Genomic DNA, 21,508 nt, shown 5'->3' on the forward strand with positions numbered 1-21,508 from the left:
AAATGTCCGGGCGAGCGATCTGGGGAAGCGCCGATGGACCTGAAGCTCGACAGCATGGGGCTCTCGCCCTTCCGCAATTTCACGCGCGGGGAATGGGCGAAGCTGCGCGCCGACACGCCCCAGCCCTTGCAGCCGGCCGAGGTCGCGCGGCTTCAGGGCTTGAACGATCGGCTCTCCATCGCCGAGATCGAGGATATCTACCTGCCGCTGTCGCGGTTGCTGTCGATGTATGTCGGCTCGGCGCAGAAGCTGTACCGCGCCATGCAGAAATTCCTCGGCCCCGAGGAAGGCGGCAAGATGCCCTTCATCATCGGCGTCGCCGGCTCGGTGGCGGTGGGTAAGTCCACCACCTCGCGCGTGCTGCAGGCGCTGCTGGCGCGCTGGCCCAACACACCGAAGGTCGCCCTCGTCACCACCGACGGTTTCCTGCTGCCCAATGCGGTGCTGGAAAGCGAAGGGCTGATGCAGCGCAAGGGCTTCCCGGAAAGCTACGACCTGCCGGCGCTGCTGCATTTCCTCTCCGACATCAAGGCCGGGCGCCGGCCGGCGCGCGCGCCGGTCTACAGCCACTTCAACTACGACGTGACGCCCAACGAGATGGTCGAGGTCGACCAGCCCGATATTCTGATCGTCGAGGGGCTGAACGTGCTCCAGACCTCGCGCCCGCCCAAGGATGGCAAGGGCATTCCCTTCGTCTCCGATTTCTTCGACTTCAAGATCTACATCGACGCCGACGAGGCGATACTGGAGCGCTGGTATGTCGAGCGCTTCATGCGGCTGCGCGCCACCGCCTTCCGCGACCCGGCGGCCTATTTCCATCGCTATTCCGGCATCACCGACAATGAGGCCGACGCCACGGCGCGCGGCATATGGCGCACCATCAACCTGGTGAACCTGCGCGAGAACATCCTGCCGACCCGCCAGCGCGCCGACCTGATCCTGCGCAAGGGCGGCGATCACGAGGTCGAGGCGGTGGCGCTGAGGAAGCTCTGAACCGGCGCGGCGCCGGCGGAAACGGGAAAGCGCCATGACCAGCCCGATCGAACTCGCCCCCGGCTGCCTGTGGTGGCAGGGCTGGCTGTCGCGGGACCAGCAGCAGGCGCTGGCCGATGACTTGCGCGCGCTGCTCGCAGAGGCGCCGCTGTTCACCCCGCGCATGCCGCGCACCGGCAAGCCGTTCACGGTGCGCATGTCCAATTGCGGGCCGCTGGGCTGGGTGTCGGATGAGGCGGGTTATCGCTACCAGCCGCTCCATCCCGAGACCGGCCAGCCGTGGCCGCCCTTCCCGCGCGTGCTGCTGCGCGCCTGGGACGAGCTCGCCGCCTGCCCCGCCCCGCCGGAAGCCTGCCTGATCAACTGGTATGGCGAGGGCGCGCGCATGGGGCTGCACCAGGACCGCGACGAGGAGGAGTTCGGCGCGCCGGTGCTCTCGCTTTCGCTGGGCGACACTGCGGTGTTCCGCATCGGCGGCACCAAGCGCAACGACCCCACCCGCTCGATCCGCCTCGCCTCGGGTGACGCGCTGCTGCTGTCCGGCGCCAGCCGGCTGGCGTTTCACGGCATCGACCGCATCCTGCCGGGCTCCTCGACGCTGCTGAAACAGCCGGGGCGGATCAATCTGACGTTACGTCGCGTGCATCGCACTGATGACGCGGCGGCGGGCGCGTTATAAGGCAGGAGAGCCGCTACCGCGGTCGCAGAGCCTCAAGGAGACTGGATTGCGCCGTTTCGCCAAGGCCCTTTTGGGCATCTTCCTGCTGCTGGGCCTGAGCTTTCCAGCGGCGGCACAGGCCGTGTTCCCCAATCAGGGCTCGATCGGCCTCGTGCCTCCCGCCGGCATGACCGAGATTCCCGGCGTCGGCGGTTTCGAGGACCGCGCCGCCAAGGCGTCGATCCTGATCGTCGAACTGCCGCCCGGCGCCTATGACACCATCCTCCAGACCTTCGAGCCGCAGGCGCTGCAGGCCAAGGGCGTGACGGTCGAGGACCGGCGCGACATCGAGCTGGCAGACGGGCACAAGGCGGTGCTGCTCACCGGCTACCAGAGCGTGGGCGCCATCGCGCTCAAGAAATGGATCATGCTCGCCGAGGGCAAGGGCCAGACCGCGATGATCACGGTGCAGTTCCCCGAGGAGTCCGCCGCCCGCTATTCCGACGAGGCGATCGAGACGGCGCTGAAAAGCCTCGCCTTCCGCGCGCCGCCGACCCAGGAGGAAATGCTGGCGCGGCTCCCCTTCACCATTTCCGATCTCGGCGGCTTCCGGGTGCTGCGCGTGCTCGGCGGCTCGGCGGTGCTGCTGACCGGGGCCGGCCCCGATGCCAAGGGTGGCGACGTGCTGCCCTATTTCATCGTCGGCGTGGCGCGCGGCGAGATTCGCGAGGACGAGCGCGAAAGCCTCGCCAAGCGGGCGCTGGCCAGCATTCCCGGCGTCAAGGACATCCGCCCCGAGCGCGGCGGCCCGCTCAGGATCGCCGGCCAGCCCGGCGTCGAGATCATCGCCAAGGGCACCGAGGTGCAGACCGGCAAGCCGGTGAAGGTGGCGCAATGGCTGAGCTTCGGCCGCGGCAGCTATCTGCGCATGGTCGGGGTGATGCCGGAGGAAGGCTTCGAGGAGAACTTTACCCGCCTGCGCTCCCTGCGCGACGCGGTGCAGATGCGCTAACGCCTCATCGACAGAGCCGGCAGCGAGGCGTCTCGCCGCCGGCCCGCTGACTTACTTGCTCTCGGCGGTGCCGGGCTCGGACGGCGCGGCCGCCTTCGGCCCGCCCTTCGACACGCCGACCAGCGCGGGACGCAGCACGCGCCCGCCGATCGTGTAGCCGGGCTGGATCACCTGCACCACCGTGCCCGAGGGTACTTCGGGATTGGGCACCTCGAACATCGCCTGGTGCAGGTTCGGATCGAACTTGGCGCCTTCCGCCTCGATCCGCGCCACGCCATGCTTGCTCAGGGTCTGCGTCAGCGCGCGGGCGGTGAGGTCGATGCCCTCCAGCAGCGTCTTCAGCGTGCCTTCGGCCTTCTCGCGCGCCTCGGCGTCGATGGTGGAGAGCGCGCGCTCGAAATCGTCGGCCACGGTCACCACGTCGCGGGCGAAGCCGGTGATGCCGTACACCTTGGCGTCCGCCACTTCGCGCTCGGCACGGCGGCGCACATTGTCGGCTTCGGCGAAGGCGCGCAGGAACTTGTCCTTCAACGCGGCGACCTCGGCCTCAAGCCGCTCCTTCTCCGCCGCGAACTGCGCGGCGACCGTGTCGGCGGCCTCGGTGGCCGCTTCCTGCGCGGGATCGACGGCGATGCCTTCCTGGAGGGAGGCTTCCGCCGCAGCGTCAGGGTCTTCCGCCGGGTTGCGGGTATCGTCGCTCATGGAAAACCTCGTCGGGAACGTCAGATTTCGTCGCGCGTGCGTATGCCGCGCAACGCCTGCCATATCGGGTGCGGGGCTCAAAAATCAAGCTGCGTCTATGCCGGAGCCCGACAGGACGCGGCTCACCACCCGCGCGGTGAAGTCCACCATGGGCACGATGCGCGCATAGTTCAGCCGGGTCGGGCCGATCACGCCGAGCACGCCCACCACGCGGCCCTGCCCGTCGCGATAGGGCGCGACGATGGTGGAGGAGCCCGAGAGCGAGAACAGCTTGTTCTCCGAGCCGATGAAGATGCGCAGCCCCTGCGCGTCCTCCGCCCGGCCCAGAAGGTCGACCACCTCCTGCTTGGCTTCGAGGTCGTCGAACAGCAGTCGCACCCGCTCCAGGTCCTCGATGGCCTTGAGGTCCTGCAGCAGCCGGGTCTGGCCGCGCACGATGAGGCGCCGCTCCGCCTTGTCGCCGCCGGACCAGCTCGCCAGCCCGGTCTCGACCACGCGGGCGGTGATCTCGTCGAGCTCGGCACGGCGGGCGGTGAGCACGCGCTCCACCTCGGCGCGCAGCTCGGCCAGCGTGCGACCGCGGGTGCGGGCATTGAGGAAATTGGTGGCCTCGACCAGCGCGGAGGCCGGAAGCCCGGTCGGCAGCGGCACCAGCCGGTTTTCGACCTCGCCATCCTCGGAGACCAGGATCAGCAGCGCGCGGGTCGGGTCGAGCGCCACGAATTCGATGTGCTTGAGCCGTGTGTCGCTCTTGGTGGTGGTCACGACGCCGGCGCCGCGCGACAGGCCGGACAGCAGGGTCGAGGCTTCCGAAAGCACGCCTTCCACGGTCTGGGCGCGGGCGGCGGCGCGCACCTGCGCCTCGATCGAATTGCGCTCGTCCTCGGAGACGTCGCCGATTTCCAGCAGCGCGTCGACGAAGAAGCGCAGGCCGCGCTCGGTGGGCAGCCGGCCGGCGCTGGTGTGGGGCGCGAAGATCAGCCCAGCGGCTTCGAGGTCCGCCATGACGTTGCGCACCGAGGCCGGCGACAGCGTCATGGGAATGAGGCGCGAGATGTTGCGCGAGCCCGCCGGCTCGCCGGTCGCCAGATAGGTCTCGACGATCTGCCGGAAGATCTCGCGCGAGCGCTCGTCCAGCCGGGCGAGCGAAGGGGCGGTGGAAGCCAGCAGCGGATCGAGAGCCATGGGCGACATATTCCTCAGGAACGGCGAATCCCAATAATCGGCATTCGCCGGCCCGCGTTCAAGGCCGCGCATTGCGTGCCTGCCCGCCGGCCCTTAAAAGGGCGCTCCAAACCGTTCAGGAGAGTTCCATGCGCCCGTCCCGCCGCACACCCGACGAGATGCGAGCCGTCAGCTTCGAGCGCGGCGTGCTGCGCCACGCGGAAGGCTCGTGCCTCGTGAAGTTCGGCGAGACCCATGTTCTGGTGGCCGCGACGCTGGAAGAGCGCCTGCCGCCGTGGCTCAAGGGGCAGGGCCGTGGCTGGGTCACCGCCGAATACGGCATGCTGCCGCGCGCCACCCATGAGCGCACCCGCCGCGAGGTGACCACCGGCAAGCCTTCCGGCCGCACCCAGGAAATCCAGCGCCTGATCGGGCGCTCGCTGCGCGCGGTGGTCGATCTGGAAAAGCTCGGCGAGCGCCAGATCACCGTCGATTGCGACGTGATCCAGGCCGATGGCGGCACCCGCACCGCCTCGATCACCGGCGCGTGGATCGCGCTGCATGACTGCCTGAGCTGGATGAAGACCCGCGGCATGATCTCCACCGTGCCGCTGCGCGACCATATCGCCGCCGTCTCCTGCGGCATCGTCAAGGGCGAGCCCCGGCTCGATCTCGATTATGTCGAGGATTCCGACGCCGACACCGACGTGAACTTCGTCATGACCGGCGCCGGCGGCTTCGTCGAGGTGCAGGGCACGGCGGAGAAGACCCCCTTCACCGAAGAGGAGTTCAACGCCATGCTCGGCCTCGCCCGCAAGGGCATCGGCAAGCTGGTCGACCTCCAGAAGCTCGCGGTTGCGTGAGGGAAGGCCCCAAAATGGCTGAGAGCAGGCGCCTCGAAGGCCGGGTGGTGATCGCCACCCACAATGCCGGCAAGCTCGAAGAGATGCGCGGCCTCCTGGCGCCCTATGGCGTCGAGGCGGTGTCGGCCGGCGATCTCGGCCTGCCCGAGCCCGAGGAGACCGGGCTGACCTTCGGCGAGAACGCCCGCATCAAGGCGTTCTCGGCGGCCAAGCTCACCGGCCTGCCGGCCTTCGCCGATGATTCCGGCCTGTGCGTGGAAGCGCTCGGCGGCGCGCCGGGGCTCTATACCGCGCGCTGGGCCGGCCCGGAGAAGGACTTCATGGCGGCGATGACCCGCGTGGAGGAGGAACTGCGCGACGCCGACGCCAATCTCCCCGGCCAGCGCCGCGCCTATTTCATCTCCGCGCTCTGCGTCGCCTGGCCGGACGGCCATGCCGAGGATTTCGAGGGCGTGGTGTGGGGCACGCTGGTGTGGCCCCCGCGCGGGCCGGCCGGCTTCGGCTACGACCCGATGTTCCAGCCCGACGGCCATGAGCGCACCTTCGGCGAGATGACCGGCGCCGAGAAGCACGGCCTGTCGCCGCTCGGCCGCGGCCTGTCGCACCGCGCCCGCGCCTTCATTTCGCTGGCGCAGGCCTGTTTCGGGGCCCGCTTCGATGATGTCCGCCTCGGCTGAACCGCCGGCGGACCCCGGCTTCGGCGTTTATGTGCATTGGCCGTTCTGCAAGGCCAAATGCCCGTATTGCGACTTCAATTCCCATGTCCGGCACGCCCCGCCGGACCAGGCGCGCTTCGTCGCGGCGTTCCGCGCCGAGATCGCCCATACCCGCGCGCGCAACGGCCAGCGCCGGACCCAGAGCGTGTTCTTCGGCGGTGGCACGCCCTCACTGATGGAGCCGGCGACCGTCGGCGCGATCCTGGACGCCATCCATGAGGCGTGGCCGATCGACGCCCGCGCGGAAATCACGCTGGAGGCGAACCCGACCAGCGTGGAGGCCACCCGCTTCGCCGGCTATCGGGCCGCCGGCGTCAATCGCGTGTCGCTCGGTGTGCAGGCATTGGACGACGCCTCGCTTAAAAGCCTCGGGCGCATGCACACGGCGGACGAGGCCTTGGCGGCGGTGGCGGTGGCGCGCGCGGCGTTCGAGCGGGTGTCGTTCGATCTGATCTATGCCCGCCCCGACCAGACGCCGGAAGCCTGGCGGGCCGAGCTGCTGCGGGCGATCGCCGAGGGCGGCGACCATCTCTCGCTCTACCAGCTCACCATCGAGGACGGCACGCCGTTTGCGGCCCTTCACCGCGCCGGCAAGCTGAAGACGCCCGATGGCGAGCTCGCCCGCGCGCTGTGGGACGCGACGCAGGAGACCACGGCGACGGCCGGGCTGCCGGCCTATGAGATTTCCAACCACGCCCGGCCGGGGCAGGAGAGCCGGCACAATCTGCTGTACTGGCGCTACGGCGAATATGCCGGCGTCGGCCCCGGCGCCCATGGAAGGCTCGACACGCCGGAGGGGCGCTTCGCCACCTCGACCGAGCGCGGGCCGGAGGATTGGGCCGGTCGCGTCGAGCGCGAGGGTCACGGCACGGTTTCCGACGAGCGGCTGACCCGCTCCGAGCAGGGCGACGAGTACCTGCTGATGGGGCTGCGCCTCAATGAGGGCATCGACCGCCACCGCTTCGCCCGCCTCGCCGGCCGCGATATCGACCCCGCGCGGATCGCGGCGCTGGCGCTGGAGGGCATGGTGGAGCAACTGCCGGGCGGGCGCCTGCGCGTCACCCCCGCCGGCTTCCCCGTGCTCGACGCCATCGTCGCGGATCTCGCGGCGTGAGGCGTCAGGCCGGGGCTACATCCCGGGCTACATCCCCTGCGCGAAGCTGCGCGGGGCGGGGTTGATGATCTCGGCGCGGCCGTTGGCGATCTGCATGATGGCGAGGCCGCGCTGGTTGGTGCCGTCGTCGCGGAAGCGGAAAATGCCGTCAATGCCGCTGAAGCCCGACGGATTCTGTATCGCGGTGTCGTTGAGCCCGGCCTCGCCGCCGGCATTCACCAGCGCCGCCATCAGCGACACCGCGTCATGGGCGAGCGTCGCCGTGCGCACCGGATCGCGGTTGAAGCGCGCGCGGTAGCGCTCGGCGAAGGCGCGGAAGCCGGCGGGGTCGGGCGCGGCGAAGATGCCGCCCGCGACCGAGGGCGCCTGGAACAGCTTGGTATCGTCCCATAGACCGGTGCCGATCAGCTGCTTGCCCGCCGGGTTCACCCCCGCCGCCGCCAGTGCCTGCACGAGCTGGGGCACCATATCGGCGGCGTCCGGCAGGAAGATCGCATCGGCCTGCATCGCGGAAGGGGCGAGGCGCCGGGCGGCCTCGGCATAGGCGTTGCCGCCGGTGGCGTAGCGCTCGATGGCAAGGATGCGCCCGCCGGCCTGCGGCACGGTCTCGCGGAAGGCCGCTTCCACCACCGAGCCATAGGCATTGTCCGGCAGCAGCGCGACGAAGCCGCGCTTGCCGGTGGAGGCGGCGTAGCGCACCGCGCGCTCGACATCGGTCTGCGGCAGGAAGCTCAGCAGATAGACGCCGCGCCGCGCGACATTGGTGTCGGTGGAGAAGCCGACCAGCGGCACCCCGCGCGCCAGCGCGACCTGGCCGGCGCCGGCCACCGAATGGGCGAAGACCGGGCCGATGATCGCCCGCGCGCCCTCGTCGATCGCCTGCGTCGCCGCCGACTGTGCGCCCGGCGCGGTGCCGCCGTCATCCTTCACGAGGAGCTGAATATTGGCGCCGGTGAATTCGGCGATCGCCATTTCGGCGGCATTGCGCAGCGATTGCGCGGCAAGGCCGGCATTGCCGCTGGCCCCAAGCGGCAGGATCAGCCCGATCCGCACCGTGCCGGTGCCGAGCACATTGGCCGGCTGCGGTGGCGCTTCCGGCTCGGAAGGCGGCAGCGCGGCCTGCGGCGGGGCCGACTCCGGGAGCGAGCTGCAGGCGGTGAGCGCGGTGCTGCCGGCGAGCACCAGAAAGCGGCGACGGCTGAGGCGGCAGGTCTGGCGAGCCTCGCGGGAAGTGCGCGGGGCGCTGCCGGGCTCGGCCGGTGCCGGCTCGTCTGGTTCGCTCATCGGCCTGCGCACCTGCTCCTGTCACCGCTCCGAAACGGCTCGTTAACCCTTTATTAAGCCGCGCCCGCGCGTGCTGTCACGCTTGCCGGCGGTGCGCATGGCGGAATAGCGCGACATATCCACCCGTTCCGGCGCCGCGCGGCATGACGGCGGGCGCCCGCCGCACTATGGTGCGGGCCCATGAACCCGCCGCCCGCCGCCCCTCGCTCGTTCCGCCTCGCCGGCCATGTGCTGCCGGCCCCCCGGGCGATGGCCGGGCTGCACGTTGTCGCCACCCCGATCGGGAACCTCGGCGACGTGACGATCCGCGCGCTGGAGACGCTGGCGGGCGCGGACCTCATCGCCTGCGAGGACACGCGGGTGACCCGCCGCCTGCTGGACCGCTACGGCATCGAGACCCCGCTGGTCGCCTATCACGACCACAACGCCGCGAGCATGCGCCCGCGCCTCGTCGCCCGGCTGGAGGAAGGCGCGGCGCTGGCGCTGGTCTCGGATGCCGGCACGCCGCTGGTCTCCGATCCCGGCTACAAGCTGGTGGAGGCGGCGATCGAGGGCGGCTTCCGCGTGATCCCGGTGCCCGGCGCCTCGGCGAGCCTTGCCGCGCTGGTGAGCGCCGGCCTGCCGACCGACCGCTTCTTCTTCGAGGGCTTCCTGCCGCCGAAGACCGGGGCGCGGCGTACCCGCATTTCCGAAATGAAGGGCCTGCCGGCGACGCTGGTGCTCTACGAGACCGGCCCGCGCCTGCCCGAGAGCCTCGCCGACCTCGCCGCGGTGCTTGGCCCGCGTCCCGCCGCGGTGTGCCGGGAACTCACCAAGACCTTCGAGGAGGTGCGCCGCGCCCCGCTCGATGAACTTGCCGCCCATTATGCGCAGGCCGGCTCGCCCAAGGGCGAGATCGTGCTGGTGATCGGCCCGCCGCGTGTCGAGGAGGCCGGCGAGGCCGATATCGATGCCGCGCTACGCGCCGCGCTCGCCACACTCTCGGTGAAGGACGCGGCGGCGGCGGTGGCCACCGCGACCGGTCATCCGCGCCGCGCGGTCTATGCGCGGGCGCTGGCGCTACAGGCGGAACGCGATGGCGAAGGCCCCGAAGACTGAGCCGAGCCCGGCCCGCCGCGCCGCCTTCGCGCGCGGGCTCGACGCCGAGGCGGCGGCCGGCGCGCTGCTGGCGGCGCAAGGCTTTGCCGTGCTGGCGACGCGGGTGCGCACGCCGCGCGGCGAGATCGACCTGATCGCGCGCCGCGGCGATCTGCTGGTCTTCGTCGAGGTGAAGGCCCGCGCCCGGCTGGATGCGGCGGCGGAAGCGGTCTCGCCGCGCCAGCGCCGGCGGATCGCCGCCGCCGCCGAAATCTATCTCGCCGGCCATCCCGAATTTGCCGGGCTCGACATGCGGCTCGACGCGATCCTGATCGCGCCGGGCGTGCCGGCTCTGCATCTGCCGGGGGCCTTCGAGGCCGAATGAGCGCGTGACGCCTGAGGTCGCGAGGGTCTAAACAGGACGCCGAAAGCCGGCAGCCCGGCACCCTTTCATGAGAACCGTGTCTCGATGAGCCTCAACGTTGCCATACAGACCGACCCGATCGACCGCCTCAACATCGCCGGGGATTCCGGCTTCGCGCTGATGCTGGAAGCGCAGGCGCGCGGCCATCGCCTCAGCTACTACACCACCGACCGCCTCGCCATGCGAGACGGCGAGGTGTTCGCCACCGTCGAGCCCATCGAGGTGCGCGACGTCAAGGGCGATCATTTCACGCTTCAGCCCCGCGAGCGGGTGCGGCTCGACAGCTTCGACGTGATCCTGATGCGCCAGGACCCGCCCTTCGACCTGAACTACATCACCGCGACCCATATGCTGGAGCGCGTGCACCCGAAGACGCTGGTGGTGAACGACCCTGCGCAGGTGCGCAACGCGCCGGAGAAGATCTTCGTCACGGAATTCCCCGACCTGATGCCGCCGACGCTGATCACGCGCGACCTCGACGAGATCAAGGCGTTCCGCGACGAGCACGGCGACATCGTCGCCAAGCCGCTCTACGGCCATGGCGGTGCCTCGGTGTTCCGCCTGACGCGTGACGACCTGAATTTCGGCTCGCTCTACGACCTGTTCGCCACCGTGTTCCGCGAGCCCTGGGTGATCCAGCGCTTCCTGCCCGCCGTCAGCGAGGGCGACAAGCGCATCATTCTGGTCGACGGCCAGTTCGCCGGCGCGGTGAACCGGGTGCCGAGCGCGGGCGATTTGCGCTCCAACATGGTGCGCGGCGGCGCGGCCAAGGAGACCGACCTTTCGGCGCGCGAACGCGAGATTTGCGAGCGGCTCGGCCCCTCGCTGCGCGAGAAAGGGCTGCTGCTGACCGGTATCGACGTGATCGGCGGCTATCTCACCGAAATCAACGTCACCGCCCCGACCGGCATCCGCGCCATTCGCCGGCTCGGCGGGCCCGACATTGCGGTCAAGGTCTGGGACGCGATCGAGGCCAAGCGCTGAAGCCGTGCGGCTCATCGCGACAAATAAAAAGGCGCCGTCCCGGCCGGAACGGCGCCTTTCGACGAATCAGGAACCCGAAAGCTCAGTGCACGCTGAGCGGGGCGAGCTCGTTCTGCATGGCCGAGGCGATGCAGGCCTCGCGGCTGTCGGTCAGCATGATCGGCGTGCCGTCGGCGGCGTGCAGGGTGAACAGCTTCAGGCCCGGCGCCAGCTGCGCCTGCGGGAAGAGTTCCGCCGCGTCTTCCGAGCGGATGGGGCGCACATAGGCGATGTGCCCGCCGCCGAGATTGGCGAAGGCTTCCGGCGACAGGACGGCCGGATGGCCGGCGCCAGCGGAAGTGGCCGTGTTGCTGTAGGCGAATTCGTTGGTCATGGTCCGCGACTCCTTTACTAGCTGCCGAGACCGGCTTCGGGATCCCTCAATCGTCCGTCGCAATGGTTATACGCCGGACGACGCGTTCCGGTTCCGGCCGGAGCAGATCGACCGAGAGCAAACCGTTCTTCAGATCGGCGCCGACCACGCGCATGCCATCGGCCAGCACGAAGGTGCGCTGGAACTGGCGTGCGGCGATGCCCCGGTGAAGAAAGACCCGCTCGGTATCGTCGATCTGGCGGCCCCGGATGACGAGCTCGTTCTCTTCCACGCTCACATCGAGCTGGTCGCGGGTGAAACCGGCGACGGCCAATGTGATGCGCAGCCTTTCCGGCTGGCCGGCGAGGGCGATCCGCTCGACATTATAGGGCGGGTAGCCTTCGGAGCCTTTCATGACCCGGTCGAGCGCTCGCTCGACCTCGTCAAAGCCGAGCAGGAAGGGGCTCGACAGCGAGGGTATGCGCGACATTCCCAAAGTCCTTGTCTTTAAGCGACTTTGCGTTGATGGGACCCCGTCATGGGCATCCCGTTGCCGGCAGATATGGGGAGGCCGGCGGCCTGCGCAAGATGTGCGGCCGCGAATCGGTCGCGCGCGATGGGACGCGCGGCGCCTCAGGCGGCGTGGCGCTCGCCGTTCATGCCGAAATGGCCGAGATAGCGCGGATTGATAGCCTCGACCGGCAGCACGATCAGCACGTCGGTGGTGCCGAACTGGCGGTCCACCACCGCGCCTCGGCCGATCTGCGCGCCGAGGCGCAGATAGCCCTTGATGAGCGGGGGCAGTTCGCCCAGCGCCGCCTTGGCGTCGACCGCCTCACGAGGCAGCATGTCCATGGACAGTGCGTGCCGGGGCAGTGCCGCGGCCTGCCACTCCGGCGTGACCGGCACGAAATGGTGCAGGAAGGCCAGCGGGCGGGCCAGCGCCTGCGGATCGGTGCCTTCAAGGCTGGCGCAGCCGAACATCACGTCGATGCCGTGGCGGCGGACATAGGTCCAGATGCCGTGCCAGAGCAGCTCCACCGTGCGCTTGTTGCGGTAGGAGGGCAGCACGCAGGAGCGGCCAAGCTCCAGGAAGCGGCGATGCGGGTGGCGGGCGATCAGCGGGGCGATGTCGAATTCGCTTTGGGTGTAGAACCCGCCATGGCGCGCCGCCACCTCCTGCCGCAGCAGGCGATAGGTGCCGACCACCTTGGGCCGCTTCTTGCCGCGCGCCGTGGTGCGGATTTCGTCATGATCGACCACCAGGAGATGGTCGCAAAAGCCGTCGAACGCGTCGAAATCGCGCCGGGCGAGGCGGGCGGCGGCGGCGGGAATCGCCGACATCTCCTCATAGAACACCTCGTAGCGCAGCCGCTGGGCGCGGCGCACATCCTTGGCGGTGACGGCGAGGCGCACTTCCAGCGAGCCGATGCGGCCGAGGCTTTCCGGCGCGCGGCCGGCGCCCGGATCGCGGTGGCGCAGGCCGGAATAGGAGCGCAGCGCCGGCATGAAGCGGGAGGGCATGAAATGAGCGGGCATGAAACGCGACGGATCGAGCGCGGCGGACATGAAGCCCTGCGGCGGCACGGCGATCTCGCCCGCGCGCGGCATCTTCAGCGCGGACTTGAAGAACTGGGCCAGCGGGGAAACGGCGGCGGTCTTTTCCCTGTCGCCCTCGGCAAGCACATCCGTCATCAACCTGCCTCCACCCTGCCGGCACTATAGCCCGCCCGCCGATAGGAATCACATTTCCCCGACTGATATGTGACAATCGGTGCCAGGGCGACGCGGGAGGCTGGCGCGACGCGGGGTTGCGGTGGCGGAACTGGCGGAAGCGCGCAGGGCGTCGGCCTCACGCCGTTTCGGAGGCGCCGTCTTCCAGCGGCGGCTGCCCTGCCCGCGACGACGGTTTCCTGCATCCGTCCGCCAGATGCGCGCGGCCGACCGATTCGGCTCCCGTGAGGTTGGCCAGCGTGCGCGCCACCCGCAGCACGCGGTGATAGCCGCGCGCGGACAGCCGCATGATCCGCGCCGCATTCGCCCGCAGCGCGGTTCCGGCGGCATCGGGCGCGGCGCAGAAGAACTTCAGGCCGCCGCCGCCCGGTCGGCGCAGAAGAACTTCAGGCCGCCGCCGCCCGGTCGGCGCAGAAGAACTTCAGGCCGCCGCCGCCCGGTCGGCGCAGAAGAACTTCAGGCCGCCGCCGCCCGGTCGGCGGCGGAGCGGTAGGCGAGGGCTTCGGCCAGATGCGCGCGGCCGACCGATTCGGCGCCCGCGAGATCGGCCAGCGTGCGCGCCACCCGCAGCACGCGGTGATAGCCGCGCGCGGACAGCCGCATGATCCGCGCCGCATCCGCCAGCAGCGCGTTACCGGCCGCATCGGGCGCCGCGATCTCCTCCAGCAGCGGGCCGCTGGCCTCGGCATTGGTCGACAGGTCCGGCCGGCCGAGCGCGACAAAGCGCTCGCGTTGGGCGTTGCGCGCCTGCGCGACCCGCGCGGCGACGCTGGCGCTGGATTCGGCCGGCCCGGGGCGCACCAGATCGAGCGCGGACACGGCGGGCACGTCGAGATGGATGTCGATGCGATCAAGAAATGGGCCGGAGAGGCGCGCCTGATAATCGGCCGCGCAGCGCGGCCCGCGTCGGCAGCTATGGCCTGGCTCGCCCGCGCGCCCGCAGCGGCACGGATTCATCGCCGCGACGAGCTGGAAGCGCGCGGGATAGGTCACGCGGTGATTGGCCCGCGCGATCACTGCCTCCCCGCTCTCCAGCGGCTGGCGCAGTGAATCCAGCACGGCCGGCGAGAACTCCGGCAGTTCGTCGAGGAACAGCACGCCATTATGCGCCATCGAAACTTCGCCGGGCCGCGCGCGGGCCCCGCCCCCGACCATGGCGGCCATGCTGGCGGAATGGTGCGGCGCGCGGAACGGGCGCCGATTGGTCAGCGCCCCACCCTGCAGCGCGCCGGCGACCGACGAAATCATCGAGACTTCCAGAAGCTCCGCCGGCGCGAGCGGCGGCAGCAGCGAGGGCAGGCGCATGGCGAGCATCGACTTGCCCGCCCCGGGAGGGCCGGTGAACAAAAGATTGTGACGGCCGGCGGCGGCGATCTCCAAGGCGCGCTTGGCGCTCTCCTGCCCCTTCACATCGGCAAGGTCCGCCAGCGCGCCGCTCGCTCCCTCAAGCCGCGGTCGCGGACGCTCCAGAAGCTGGCGTCCGGCGAAGTGATTGACGAGCTGAATGAGCGACGAGGGCGCGAGCACCGGCATGTCCGGGCTCGCCCAGGCAGCTTCCGCGCCGCATTCCTCCGGGCAGATCAGGCCATGGCCGCGCGCATTGGCGCCGATGGCGGCCGGCAGCACGCCGGCAACCGGGGCGAGCCGCCCGTCCAGCGCCAATTCCCCAACGACGGTAAAGCCTTCGAGGCTGTCGGAACCGATGGCGCCGATCGCCGCCATCAGCCCCAGAGCGATCGGCAGGTCGTAATGGCTGCCCTCCTTGGGCAGGTCGGCAGGGGCGAGATTGACGGTGATACGCTTGGGCGGCAGGGCGAGGCCGGAGGCGATCAGCGCGGAGCGCACCCGCTCCTTGGCCTCGGTCACCGCCTTGTCGGCCAGCCCGACCAGATTGAACGCCGGCAGGCCCGGGCTCATCTGCACCTGCACGTCGACCGGGCGGGTCTCCACCCCCTCGAACGCCACCGTCGCCACGCGCTGGACCATGCCGCGCTCCCGCCCGCCGATCTCCTCTGGATACCGGCAGTCTAGGGGCGCGCGCTCCAGCGTCAAGAACATTATGAGAACATTCGGGCTCGCGATGTCGAATCCGACCCCGATGCACCGAGCGGAGTCGAACGATAGAATTCTTCTATCAAGAGACGAAACACCTGAATTGATTTTGCTTTCAAGCGGGCCCATCCTTCCTTTTGGAAAACTTCAAAAAGAAGGTCCGGGAGAAAATGCCCCATTACGAACCCTGGAGCGAAGAGCGGGCCCGCACGGTGATCGGCGAATTCGCCCATCTCGAAGGCCCCCTCATGCCGATGCTCCATGCGGTGCAGGAGACCTTCGGCCATGTGCCGGACGCGGTCGTGCCGATGCTCGCCGAGCTTTTGAACGTCTCGCGCGCCGAAGTGCACGGCGTCGTGACCTTCTACCACGATTTCCGCCATGAGCCCGCCGGGCAGCATGTGCTGAAGCTGTGCCGCGCCGAGGCCTGCCAGGCCGCCGGCGGCGACGCGCTGGCCGCCCATGCCGAACACCGGCTCGGCTGCAAGCTCGGCGAGACCACGGCCGATGGCCGCGTCACGGTCGAGCCGATCTATTGCCTCGGCCTGTGCGCCACGGCGCCGTCCGCCATGCTGGACGGGCGCATCGTGGCCCGGCTGAACGAACGCCGTCTCGATGCGTTGATCGCGGAGGCCCAGTCATGAGCGCCAATTCCGTGAGCATTCAGATTTTTGTTCCCAAGGACGCCTGCGCCATCGCCTGCGGCGCGGACGAGGTGGTCGCCGCCATCGAGGCCGGCGCGCGCAAGCGCGGTCAGGTCGTCGAGATCGTGCGCACCGGCTCGCGCGGCATGCTGTGGCTGGAGCCGCTGGTCGAGGTTGCTACCCCGGCCGGCCGCATCGCTTATGGCCCCGTGGAAGAAAGCGACGTGGACGGCCTGTTCGAGGCCGGCTTGCTGCAGGGCGGCGACCACGGCCTGCGCATCGGCAGGCCGGAAGAGCATCCCTTCATGGCCCGCCAGACCCGGCTGACCTTCGCCCGCTGCGGCATCATCGATCCGGCGTCCTACAAGGATTATGTCGCCCATGGCGGCTATAAGGGTCTGGAGCGCGCGCTCCAGCTTGGCCCGGCGGAGATCATCGAGGAAGTCAAGAAGTCCGGCCTGCGTGGCCGCGGCGGCGCTGGCTTCCCGACCGCGATCAAGTGGAAGACCGTGGCCGACGCCCAGGCCGACCGCAAATACATCGTCTGCAACGCCGACGAGGGCGATTCCGGCACCTTCGCCGACCGCATGATCATGGAAGGCGACCCCTTCCAGCTCATCGAGGGCATGACCATTGCCGGCATCGCGGTCGGGGCCACCAAGGGCTTCGTCTACACCCGTTCGGAATATCCGCACGCCATCTGGGCGATGCAGAAGGCGATCGAGGTCGCCCGCGCCCACGGCATGCTCGGCGTGAACATCGCCGGCTCGCAGCACAGCTTCGACATGGAAGTGCGCATGGGCGCCGGTGCCTATGTGTGCGGCGAGGAAACCGCGCTGCTCGACAGCCTGGAAGGCGGTCGCGGCACGGTGCGCGCCAAGCCGCCGCTGCCGGCGCATAAGGGCCTGTTCCAGAAGCCGACCGTGATCAACAACGTGCTGTCTCTGGTCGCGGTGCCGCATATCCTGGCCGACGGCGCGCAGAAATACGTGGATTTCGGCATGGGGCGCTCGCGCGGCACCATGCCGATCCAGATCGCGGGCAATGTGAAGTTCGGCGGCCTGTTCGAGACCGCCTTCGGCATCACCCTCGGCGAGCTGGTGAACGACATCGGCGGCGGCACCGCCTCCGGCCGCCCGGTCAAGGCCGCGCAGGTCGGCGGGCCGCTCGGCGCCTATGTCCCGACCTGGCAGTTCGACCTGCCCTTCGACTACGAGGCCTTCGCGGCCAAGGACGCGCTGATCGGCCATGGCGGCATCGTCGTGTTCGACGAAGCGGCGGACATGGTGAAGATGGCGCGCTTTGCGATGGAGTTCTGCTCGGTCGAGAGCTGCGGCAAGTGCACCCCCTGCCGCATCGGCTCGACGCGCGGTGTCGAGGTGATCGACCGCATCGCCAGTGGCGAGAAGGTGGAGCAGAACCTCGTGGTCCTCAAGGACCTCTGCCAGACCATGAAGCTGGGTTCGCTGTGCGCGCTGGGCGGGTTCACCCCCTACCCGGTGCTGAGCGCGCTGACCCATTTCCCTGAAGAATTCGGCGATACCAGCGTAGCTGGTGCTGGCCGTCTCGAAGCCGCCGAATGAGGAGGACGCTATCCATGTCTCTCGTCCATGAGATTGATTACGGTACGCCCGCCCCCCGCACCGACAAGATGGTGACGCTCACCATTGACGGCGTGGAAGTCACGGTCGCGGAAGGCACGTCCATCATGCGCGCGGCGATGGAGATGGGGACCCAGATCCCCAAGCTCTGCGCCACCGACATGCTGGACGCCTTCGGCTCCTGCCGTCTCTGCCTGATCGAGATCGAGGGCCGCAACGGCACCCCGGCCTCCTGCACCACGCCGGTGGCGCCGGGCATCAAGGTCCACACCCAGACTCCGCGCCTCGCGCAGCTGCGCAAGGGCGTGATGGAGCTGTACATCTCCGACCACCCGCTGGACTGCCTGACCTGCGCCGCCAATGGCGACTGCGAGCTGCAGGACATGGCTGGCGCGGTCGGCCTGCGCGAAGTGCGCTACGGCATGGAGGGCGCGAACCACTTCGCCCCGACCTCCGAACTCGTCATGCCCAAGGACGAGTCGAACCCCTATTTCACCTATGACCCGGCCAAGTGCATCGTCTGCAATCGCTGCGTGCGCGCCTGCGAAGAGGTTCAGGGCACCTTCGCCCTCACCATTTCCGGCCGCGGCTTTGATTCGCGCGTCTCGCCCGGCCAGTCGGAAGCGTTCCTGACCTCGGAATGCGTGTCCTGCGGCGCCTGCGTGCAGGCCTGCCCGACCGCCACCCTCTCCGAGAAGAAGCTGATCGAGATCGGCACCCCCGAGCATTCGGTGGTGACGACCTGCGCCTATTGCGGCGTCGGCTGCACCTTCAAGGCGGAAATGCGCGGCCAGGAAGTGGTGCGCATGGTGCCGTGGAAGGAAGGCAAGGCCAATCGCGGCCATAGCTGCGTGAAGGGCCGCTTTGCCTGGGGCTATGCCATGCACCAGGACCGCATCCTCAATCCGATGATCCGCGAGAAGGTCACCGACCCGTGGCGCGAAGTGTCGTGGGACGAGGCGATCGCCCATACCGCTTCCGAGCTCAAGCGCATCCAGGACAGCTATGGCCGCAAGGCCGTGGGCGGCATCACCTCCTCGCGCTGCACCAATGAGGAAGCCTATCTCGTCCAGAAGATCATCCGCGCCGGCTTCGGCACCAACAATGTCGACACCTGCGCCCGCGTCTGCCACTCGCCGACCGGCTACGGCCTGAACCAGGCGTTCGGTACCTCGGCGGGCACGCAGGACTTCGATTCGGTCGAGGACAGCGACGTCATCCTGGTGATCGGCGCCAACCCGACCGACGGCCACCCGGTGTTCGGCTCGCGCATGAAGAAGCGCCTGCGCGAGGGTGCCAAGCTGATCGTGGTCGATCCGCGCCGGATCGATCTGGTGCGCTCGCCCCATATCAAGGCGGACTACCACCTGCCGCTGCAGCCCGGCACCAATGTCGCCATCGTCACCTCGCTGGCCCATGTCATCGTGACTGAAGGCCTGGTGAACGAGGCCTATGTGCGCGAGCGCTGCGACTGGGACGAGTTCCAGGATTGGGCGGCCTTTGTCTCCGACCCGAAGAACTCGCCGGAAGAGGTCGCGAAGTTCACCGGCGTGGCGCCGGAGCTGATCCGCGGCGCGGCCCGGCTCTACGCCACCGGCGGCAATGCGGCGATCTATTACGGCCTCGGCGTCACCGAGCATTCGCAGGGTTCGACCACGGTGATGGCGATCGCCAACCTCGCCATGGCGACGGGTAATATCGGGCGTCGCGGCGTCGGCGTGAACCCGCTGCGCGGCCAGAACAACGTGCAGGGCTCCTGCGACATGGGCTCGTTCCCCCATGAGCTGCCGGGCTACCGCCACATCTCCGACGACGCCACCCGCGCGACGTTCGAAGCCATGTGGGGCCGTCCGCTCGATGCTGAGCCGGGCCTGCGAATTCCCAACATGCTGGACGCCGCCGTCGACGGCACCTTCAAGGCGATCTACATCCAGGGTGAGGACATCCTCCAGTCCGACCCGGACACCAAGCATGTCGCCGCCGGCCTCGCGGCCATGGAGCTGGTGATCGTGCAGGACCTGTTCCTGAACGAGACCGCGGCCTATGCCCATGTGTTCCTGCCGGGCTGCACCTTCCTTGAGAAGGACGGCACCTTCACCAATGCCGAGCGCCGCATCCAGCTCGTGCGTAAGGTGATGGCGCCGAAGAACGGTTATGGCGACTGGGAAGTCACCCAGATGCTCGCCCGGGCGATCGGCCTCGACTGGAACTACACCCACCCCGCGCAGATCATGGACGAGATCGCGGCGCTGACCCCGTCCTTCGCCGGCGTGTCGTTCAAGAAGCTGGACGAGATGGGCTCGGTGCAGTGGCCGTGCAACGACCAGAACCCGGAAGGTGTGCCGATCATGCACATCAACGGCTTCGCGCGCGGCAAGGGCAAGTTCGTCGTCACCGAATATGTGCCGACCGACGAGCGCTCCGGCGCCCGTTTCCCGCTGCTGCTCACCACCGGCCGCATCCTCAGCCACTACAATGTCGGCGCGCAGACCCGCCGCACCGCCAATGTGGCCTGGCATCCCGAGGATGTGCTGGAGATCCACCCGCACGACGCCGAACAGCGCGGCGTGCGCCAGGGCGACTGGGTGCGCATCGACAGCCGCGCCGGCTCCACGACGCTGCGCGCGGACATCACCGACCGCGTGGCGCCGGGCGTGGTCTACACCACCTTCCACCACCCGGGCACGCAGGCGAACGTCGTGACCACGGACTTCTCGGACTGGGCGACCAACTGCCCCGAGTTCAAGGTGACCGCGGTGCAGATCGCCCGCTCCAACGGCCCGTCGGAATGGCAGGAGGATTACGACGCCTTCACCCGCCAGAGCCGGCGCATCGCCGTCGCGGCGGAGTGAGCGGCGGGTTTCCGTCATGATCCCGCCTGTGGCGCGCGTCGCGCGGCTGGCCTGCACCCCGGATGGGGTGCGGGACGGCGCGCGGGCCATCCCCGAGGAGACGCCGGTCGCCATTGTCCATAACGGCTCGACCTATGCCGTGATGATGGCGACGCCGGCCGACCTTGAGGATTTCGGCGTCGGCTTCAGCCTCACCGAAGGCGTCATCGGCCAGCCTTCCGACATCCTGTCGCTCGAAGTGCTCGAATTCGACGAGGATGAGGCCGGGGTCAGCGGCGTCGAGGTCCGGTTGTGGCTCGACGAGGAGCTCGCCGGCCGGCAGGCGGCACGGCGCCGGCAGATCGCCGGCCCCACCGGGTGCGGCCTGTGCGGCGTGGAAAGCCTCGAACTCGCGGTGAAGCCGTCGCGCCATGTCGGCGAAGGGCGCCGTTTCACCCGGGCAGAGATTTCCCGCGCCATCGCCTCGCTGCCGCCCGCGCAGCTGCTGAACCACGAGACGCGCGCGGTCCATGCCGCGGCATTCTGGGAGCCGCAAGCGGGCCTCATCGCGGTGCGCGAGGATGTCGGGCGCCACAACGCGCTCGACAAGCTGGTCGGCCACCTCGCCCGCGAGGGGCGCGATGCGGAAGGCGGTCTGGTGCTGCTCACCAGCCGCGTCTCGATCGAAATGGTGCAGAAGACCGCCATGCTCGGGGCGACCGTGCTGGTGGCAGTCTCCGCGCCCACCGCGCTGGCGGTGCGCACGGCGCAGGCGGCCGGCATCACGCTGGCGGCCATCGCCCGCGATGACGGCTTTGAAGTTTTCACCCACCCCCATCGCATCGCGACCGGCGGGGAAGAGAAGGAGTTGGTCGCCCATGTCGGCTAATACGATGGACCGCCTCGTCTATATGGCGAACCAGATCGGCACGTTCTTCTCGGCGCAGCCGGAGGCGAAGGTGATCCCCGGCATCGCCAAGCACATCAAGGATTTCTGGGACCCGCGCATGCGGGCCAAGATGGAAGACCACATCGCCCATGGCGGCGAGGGCTTGATGCCGGTGGTGTTCGAGGCGCTGAAGACCCTGCCGCCGGTGTCGCGCGCCACCATCCCCGCCGCGCATCCGACCGAGCACCCGCCCGGCCCGACCGGCAGCCATCACTGAGCGCGAGCGTCCGCGCACGTGCTAGTGCGAATCGTGCGGAACGGCCGTGCGGGCCCGCAAATGCACGGCACGCACCCCCTCACCAGCCGCGCCAAAACCTGCTCAAATAGCGCCGCGTGCTCCGCCCCGTCCGGAAT

General features: G+C 69.3%; 22 protein-coding genes. 14 read left to right on the forward strand and 8 right to left on the reverse strand.

Features of this window, described 5'->3' with window-relative positions; translation table 11 throughout:
* Positions 1-33: 33 nt before the first annotated feature.
* The 3 genes from coaA to VRZ77_RS08015 are packed head-to-tail and all read left to right on the forward strand — an operon-like array spanning position 34 to position 2,663.
* Positions 34-993: a type I pantothenate kinase gene (gene coaA, locus VRZ77_RS08005; RefSeq protein ID WP_414592140.1), complete on the forward strand. Its 960-nt coding sequence runs from the start codon at positions 34-36 to the stop codon at positions 991-993.
* A gap of 34 nt (positions 994-1,027) precedes the next feature.
* Positions 1,028-1,672 (forward strand): alpha-ketoglutarate-dependent dioxygenase AlkB family protein, encoded by a 645-nt coding sequence (locus tag VRZ77_RS08010; RefSeq protein WP_414592141.1) that lies wholly within the window; start codon positions 1,028-1,030, stop codon positions 1,670-1,672.
* Between the two features lie 46 nt (positions 1,673-1,718).
* Positions 1,719-2,663: a hypothetical protein gene (locus VRZ77_RS08015; RefSeq protein ID WP_414592142.1), complete on the forward strand. Its 945-nt coding sequence runs from the start codon at positions 1,719-1,721 to the stop codon at positions 2,661-2,663.
* Positions 2,664-2,714: 51 nt separating this feature from the next.
* Here VRZ77_RS08015 and grpE read toward each other — a convergent pair whose 3' ends face one another.
* Together grpE and hrcA are read right to left on the reverse strand one after the other, a co-directional pair.
* The gene (grpE, locus tag VRZ77_RS08020; RefSeq protein ID WP_414592143.1) at positions 2,715-3,365 is read right to left on the reverse strand and encodes a nucleotide exchange factor GrpE; all 651 of its coding nucleotides are present in this window, start codon (positions 3,363-3,365) and stop codon (positions 2,715-2,717) included.
* 84 nt (positions 3,366-3,449) lie between these two features.
* A complete protein-coding gene (gene hrcA, locus VRZ77_RS08025; protein WP_414592144.1) occupies positions 3,450-4,550 on the reverse strand; it encodes a heat-inducible transcriptional repressor HrcA in 1,101 nt (366 codons plus the stop codon).
* A gap of 128 nt (positions 4,551-4,678) precedes the next feature.
* On the opposite strand from hrcA, the gene rph reads away from it, so the two are divergent.
* From rph to hemW, 3 genes are read left to right on the forward strand one after another with little or no spacing between them, the layout of a single operon-like run.
* A complete protein-coding gene (gene rph / locus VRZ77_RS08030) occupies positions 4,679-5,392 on the forward strand; it encodes a ribonuclease PH (RefSeq protein WP_414592145.1) in 714 nt (237 codons plus the stop codon).
* A 14-nt stretch (positions 5,393-5,406) separates the two neighbouring features.
* Positions 5,407-6,069 (forward strand): RdgB/HAM1 family non-canonical purine NTP pyrophosphatase, encoded by a 663-nt coding sequence (rdgB, locus tag VRZ77_RS08035; protein WP_414592146.1) that lies wholly within the window; start codon positions 5,407-5,409, stop codon positions 6,067-6,069.
* Positions 6,050-7,222, forward strand: coding sequence for a radical SAM family heme chaperone HemW (gene hemW / locus VRZ77_RS08040; RefSeq protein ID WP_414592147.1), 1,173 nt, complete (start codon positions 6,050-6,052; stop codon positions 7,220-7,222). The genes rdgB and hemW overlap by 20 nt, the downstream gene beginning before the upstream one ends.
* 27 nt (positions 7,223-7,249) lie before the next feature.
* On the opposite strand, the gene VRZ77_RS08045 is transcribed toward hemW, so the two are convergent.
* The gene (locus tag VRZ77_RS08045) at positions 7,250-8,506 is read right to left on the reverse strand and encodes a penicillin-binding protein activator (protein ID WP_414592148.1); all 1,257 of its coding nucleotides are present in this window, start codon (positions 8,504-8,506) and stop codon (positions 7,250-7,252) included.
* A gap of 180 nt (positions 8,507-8,686) precedes the next feature.
* Between VRZ77_RS08045 and rsmI the strand changes: the two genes are divergently transcribed.
* The 3 genes from rsmI to gshB all read left to right on the forward strand — a co-directional run bounded on the left by rsmI (position 8,687) and on the right by gshB (position 10,991).
* Positions 8,687-9,604: a 16S rRNA (cytidine(1402)-2'-O)-methyltransferase gene (gene rsmI, locus VRZ77_RS08050; RefSeq protein WP_414592149.1), complete on the forward strand. Its 918-nt coding sequence runs from the start codon at positions 8,687-8,689 to the stop codon at positions 9,602-9,604.
* Positions 9,582-9,968 carry a YraN family protein gene (locus tag VRZ77_RS08055; protein WP_414592150.1) on the forward strand — a complete coding sequence of 129 codons (387 nt, stop codon included), beginning with the start codon at positions 9,582-9,584 and terminating at the stop codon, positions 9,966-9,968. The genes rsmI and VRZ77_RS08055 overlap by 23 nt, the downstream gene beginning before the upstream one ends.
* 84 nt (positions 9,969-10,052) lie before the next feature.
* Positions 10,053-10,991 (forward strand): glutathione synthase, encoded by a 939-nt coding sequence (gene gshB / locus VRZ77_RS08060; protein ID WP_414592151.1) that lies wholly within the window; start codon positions 10,053-10,055, stop codon positions 10,989-10,991.
* Positions 10,992-11,073: 82 nt separating this feature from the next.
* Here the strand turns inward: gshB and VRZ77_RS08065 are convergent, their stop codons facing one another.
* The 5 genes from VRZ77_RS08065 to VRZ77_RS08085 all read right to left on the reverse strand — a co-directional run bounded on the left by VRZ77_RS08065 (position 11,074) and on the right by VRZ77_RS08085 (position 15,063).
* Positions 11,074-11,364, reverse strand: a complete 291-nt coding sequence (locus VRZ77_RS08065) for a DUF1150 family protein (protein ID WP_414592152.1) — start codon at positions 11,362-11,364, stop codon at positions 11,074-11,076.
* Between the two features lie 46 nt (positions 11,365-11,410).
* Positions 11,411-11,833, reverse strand: a complete 423-nt coding sequence (locus VRZ77_RS08070; RefSeq protein WP_414592153.1) for an Hsp20 family protein — start codon at positions 11,831-11,833, stop codon at positions 11,411-11,413.
* A 143-nt stretch (positions 11,834-11,976) separates the two neighbouring features.
* Positions 11,977-12,912 carry a GNAT family N-acetyltransferase gene (locus VRZ77_RS08075; RefSeq protein ID WP_414592167.1) on the reverse strand — a complete coding sequence of 312 codons (936 nt, stop codon included), beginning with the start codon at positions 12,910-12,912 and terminating at the stop codon, positions 11,977-11,979.
* A 283-nt stretch (positions 12,913-13,195) separates the two neighbouring features.
* Positions 13,196-13,456 (reverse strand): hypothetical protein, encoded by a 261-nt coding sequence (locus VRZ77_RS08080; RefSeq protein WP_414592168.1) that lies wholly within the window; start codon positions 13,454-13,456, stop codon positions 13,196-13,198.
* Positions 13,457-13,533: 77 nt separating this feature from the next.
* Complete coding sequence (locus VRZ77_RS08085; protein WP_414592154.1) at positions 13,534-15,063, reverse strand: YifB family Mg chelatase-like AAA ATPase; 1,530 nt, start codon at positions 15,061-15,063, stop codon at positions 13,534-13,536.
* A gap of 236 nt (positions 15,064-15,299) precedes the next feature.
* On the opposite strand from VRZ77_RS08085, the gene VRZ77_RS08090 reads away from it, so the two are divergent.
* The 5 genes from VRZ77_RS08090 to VRZ77_RS08110 are packed head-to-tail and all read left to right on the forward strand — an operon-like array spanning position 15,300 to position 21,371.
* Positions 15,300-15,773, forward strand: coding sequence for a formate dehydrogenase subunit gamma (locus VRZ77_RS08090; protein WP_414592155.1), 474 nt, complete (start codon positions 15,300-15,302; stop codon positions 15,771-15,773).
* Between the two features lie 11 nt (positions 15,774-15,784).
* A complete protein-coding gene (locus VRZ77_RS08095) occupies positions 15,785-17,356 on the forward strand; it encodes a formate dehydrogenase beta subunit (RefSeq protein ID WP_414592169.1) in 1,572 nt (523 codons plus the stop codon).
* A gap of 14 nt (positions 17,357-17,370) precedes the next feature.
* Entirely contained in the window at positions 17,371-20,226 is a 2,856-nt protein-coding gene (gene fdhF, locus VRZ77_RS08100) for a formate dehydrogenase subunit alpha (RefSeq protein WP_414592156.1), read from the forward strand.
* A gap of 16 nt (positions 20,227-20,242) precedes the next feature.
* Positions 20,243-21,094, forward strand: a complete 852-nt coding sequence (gene fdhD / locus VRZ77_RS08105; protein WP_414592157.1) for a formate dehydrogenase accessory sulfurtransferase FdhD — start codon at positions 20,243-20,245, stop codon at positions 21,092-21,094.
* Entirely contained in the window at positions 21,084-21,371 is a 288-nt protein-coding gene (locus VRZ77_RS08110) for a formate dehydrogenase subunit delta (RefSeq protein ID WP_414592158.1), read from the forward strand. Before fdhD ends, VRZ77_RS08110 begins: the two co-directional genes overlap by 11 nt.
* Positions 21,372-21,508: the final 137 nt, after the last annotated feature.

Source organism: Ancylobacter sp. G4_0304, from assembly GCF_047501495.1.
Classification (GTDB): Bacteria; Pseudomonadota; Alphaproteobacteria; order Rhizobiales; family Xanthobacteraceae; genus Ancylobacter.

Coding starts and splice junctions, on each gene's coding strand:
- VRZ77_RS08065 (WP_414592152.1), bottom strand. CDS start 11,364: ATGACCAACGAATTCGCCTACAGCAACACGGCCACTTCCGCTGGCGCC.
- fdhD (WP_414592157.1), top strand. CDS start 20,243: ATGATCCCGCCTGTGGCGCGCGTCGCGCGGCTGGCCTGCACCCCGGAT.
- VRZ77_RS08010 (WP_414592141.1), top strand. CDS start 1,028: ATGACCAGCCCGATCGAACTCGCCCCCGGCTGCCTGTGGTGGCAGGGC.
- grpE (WP_414592143.1), bottom strand. CDS start 3,365: ATGAGCGACGATACCCGCAACCCGGCGGAAGACCCTGACGCTGCGGCG.
- VRZ77_RS08070 (WP_414592153.1), bottom strand. CDS start 11,833: ATGTCGCGCATACCCTCGCTGTCGAGCCCCTTCCTGCTCGGCTTTGAC.
- hemW (WP_414592147.1), top strand. CDS start 6,050: ATGATGTCCGCCTCGGCTGAACCGCCGGCGGACCCCGGCTTCGGCGTT.
- VRZ77_RS08055 (WP_414592150.1), top strand. CDS start 9,582: ATGGCGAAGGCCCCGAAGACTGAGCCGAGCCCGGCCCGCCGCGCCGCC.
- VRZ77_RS08085 (WP_414592154.1), bottom strand. CDS start 15,063: ATGGTCCAGCGCGTGGCGACGGTGGCGTTCGAGGGGGTGGAGACCCGC.
- hrcA (WP_414592144.1), bottom strand. CDS start 4,550: ATGGCTCTCGATCCGCTGCTGGCTTCCACCGCCCCTTCGCTCGCCCGG.
- fdhF (WP_414592156.1), top strand. CDS start 17,371: ATGTCTCTCGTCCATGAGATTGATTACGGTACGCCCGCCCCCCGCACC.
- rph (WP_414592145.1), top strand. CDS start 4,679: ATGCGCCCGTCCCGCCGCACACCCGACGAGATGCGAGCCGTCAGCTTC.
- VRZ77_RS08110 (WP_414592158.1), top strand. CDS start 21,084: ATGTCGGCTAATACGATGGACCGCCTCGTCTATATGGCGAACCAGATC.
- VRZ77_RS08090 (WP_414592155.1), top strand. CDS start 15,300: ATGCCCCATTACGAACCCTGGAGCGAAGAGCGGGCCCGCACGGTGATC.
- rsmI (WP_414592149.1), top strand. CDS start 8,687: ATGAACCCGCCGCCCGCCGCCCCTCGCTCGTTCCGCCTCGCCGGCCAT.
- coaA (WP_414592140.1), top strand. CDS start 34: ATGGACCTGAAGCTCGACAGCATGGGGCTCTCGCCCTTCCGCAATTTC.
- gshB (WP_414592151.1), top strand. CDS start 10,053: ATGAGCCTCAACGTTGCCATACAGACCGACCCGATCGACCGCCTCAAC.
- rdgB (WP_414592146.1), top strand. CDS start 5,407: ATGGCTGAGAGCAGGCGCCTCGAAGGCCGGGTGGTGATCGCCACCCAC.
- VRZ77_RS08045 (WP_414592148.1), bottom strand. CDS start 8,506: ATGAGCGAACCAGACGAGCCGGCACCGGCCGAGCCCGGCAGCGCCCCG.
- VRZ77_RS08075 (WP_414592167.1), bottom strand. CDS start 12,912: ATGTCCGCCGCGCTCGATCCGTCGCGTTTCATGCCCGCTCATTTCATG.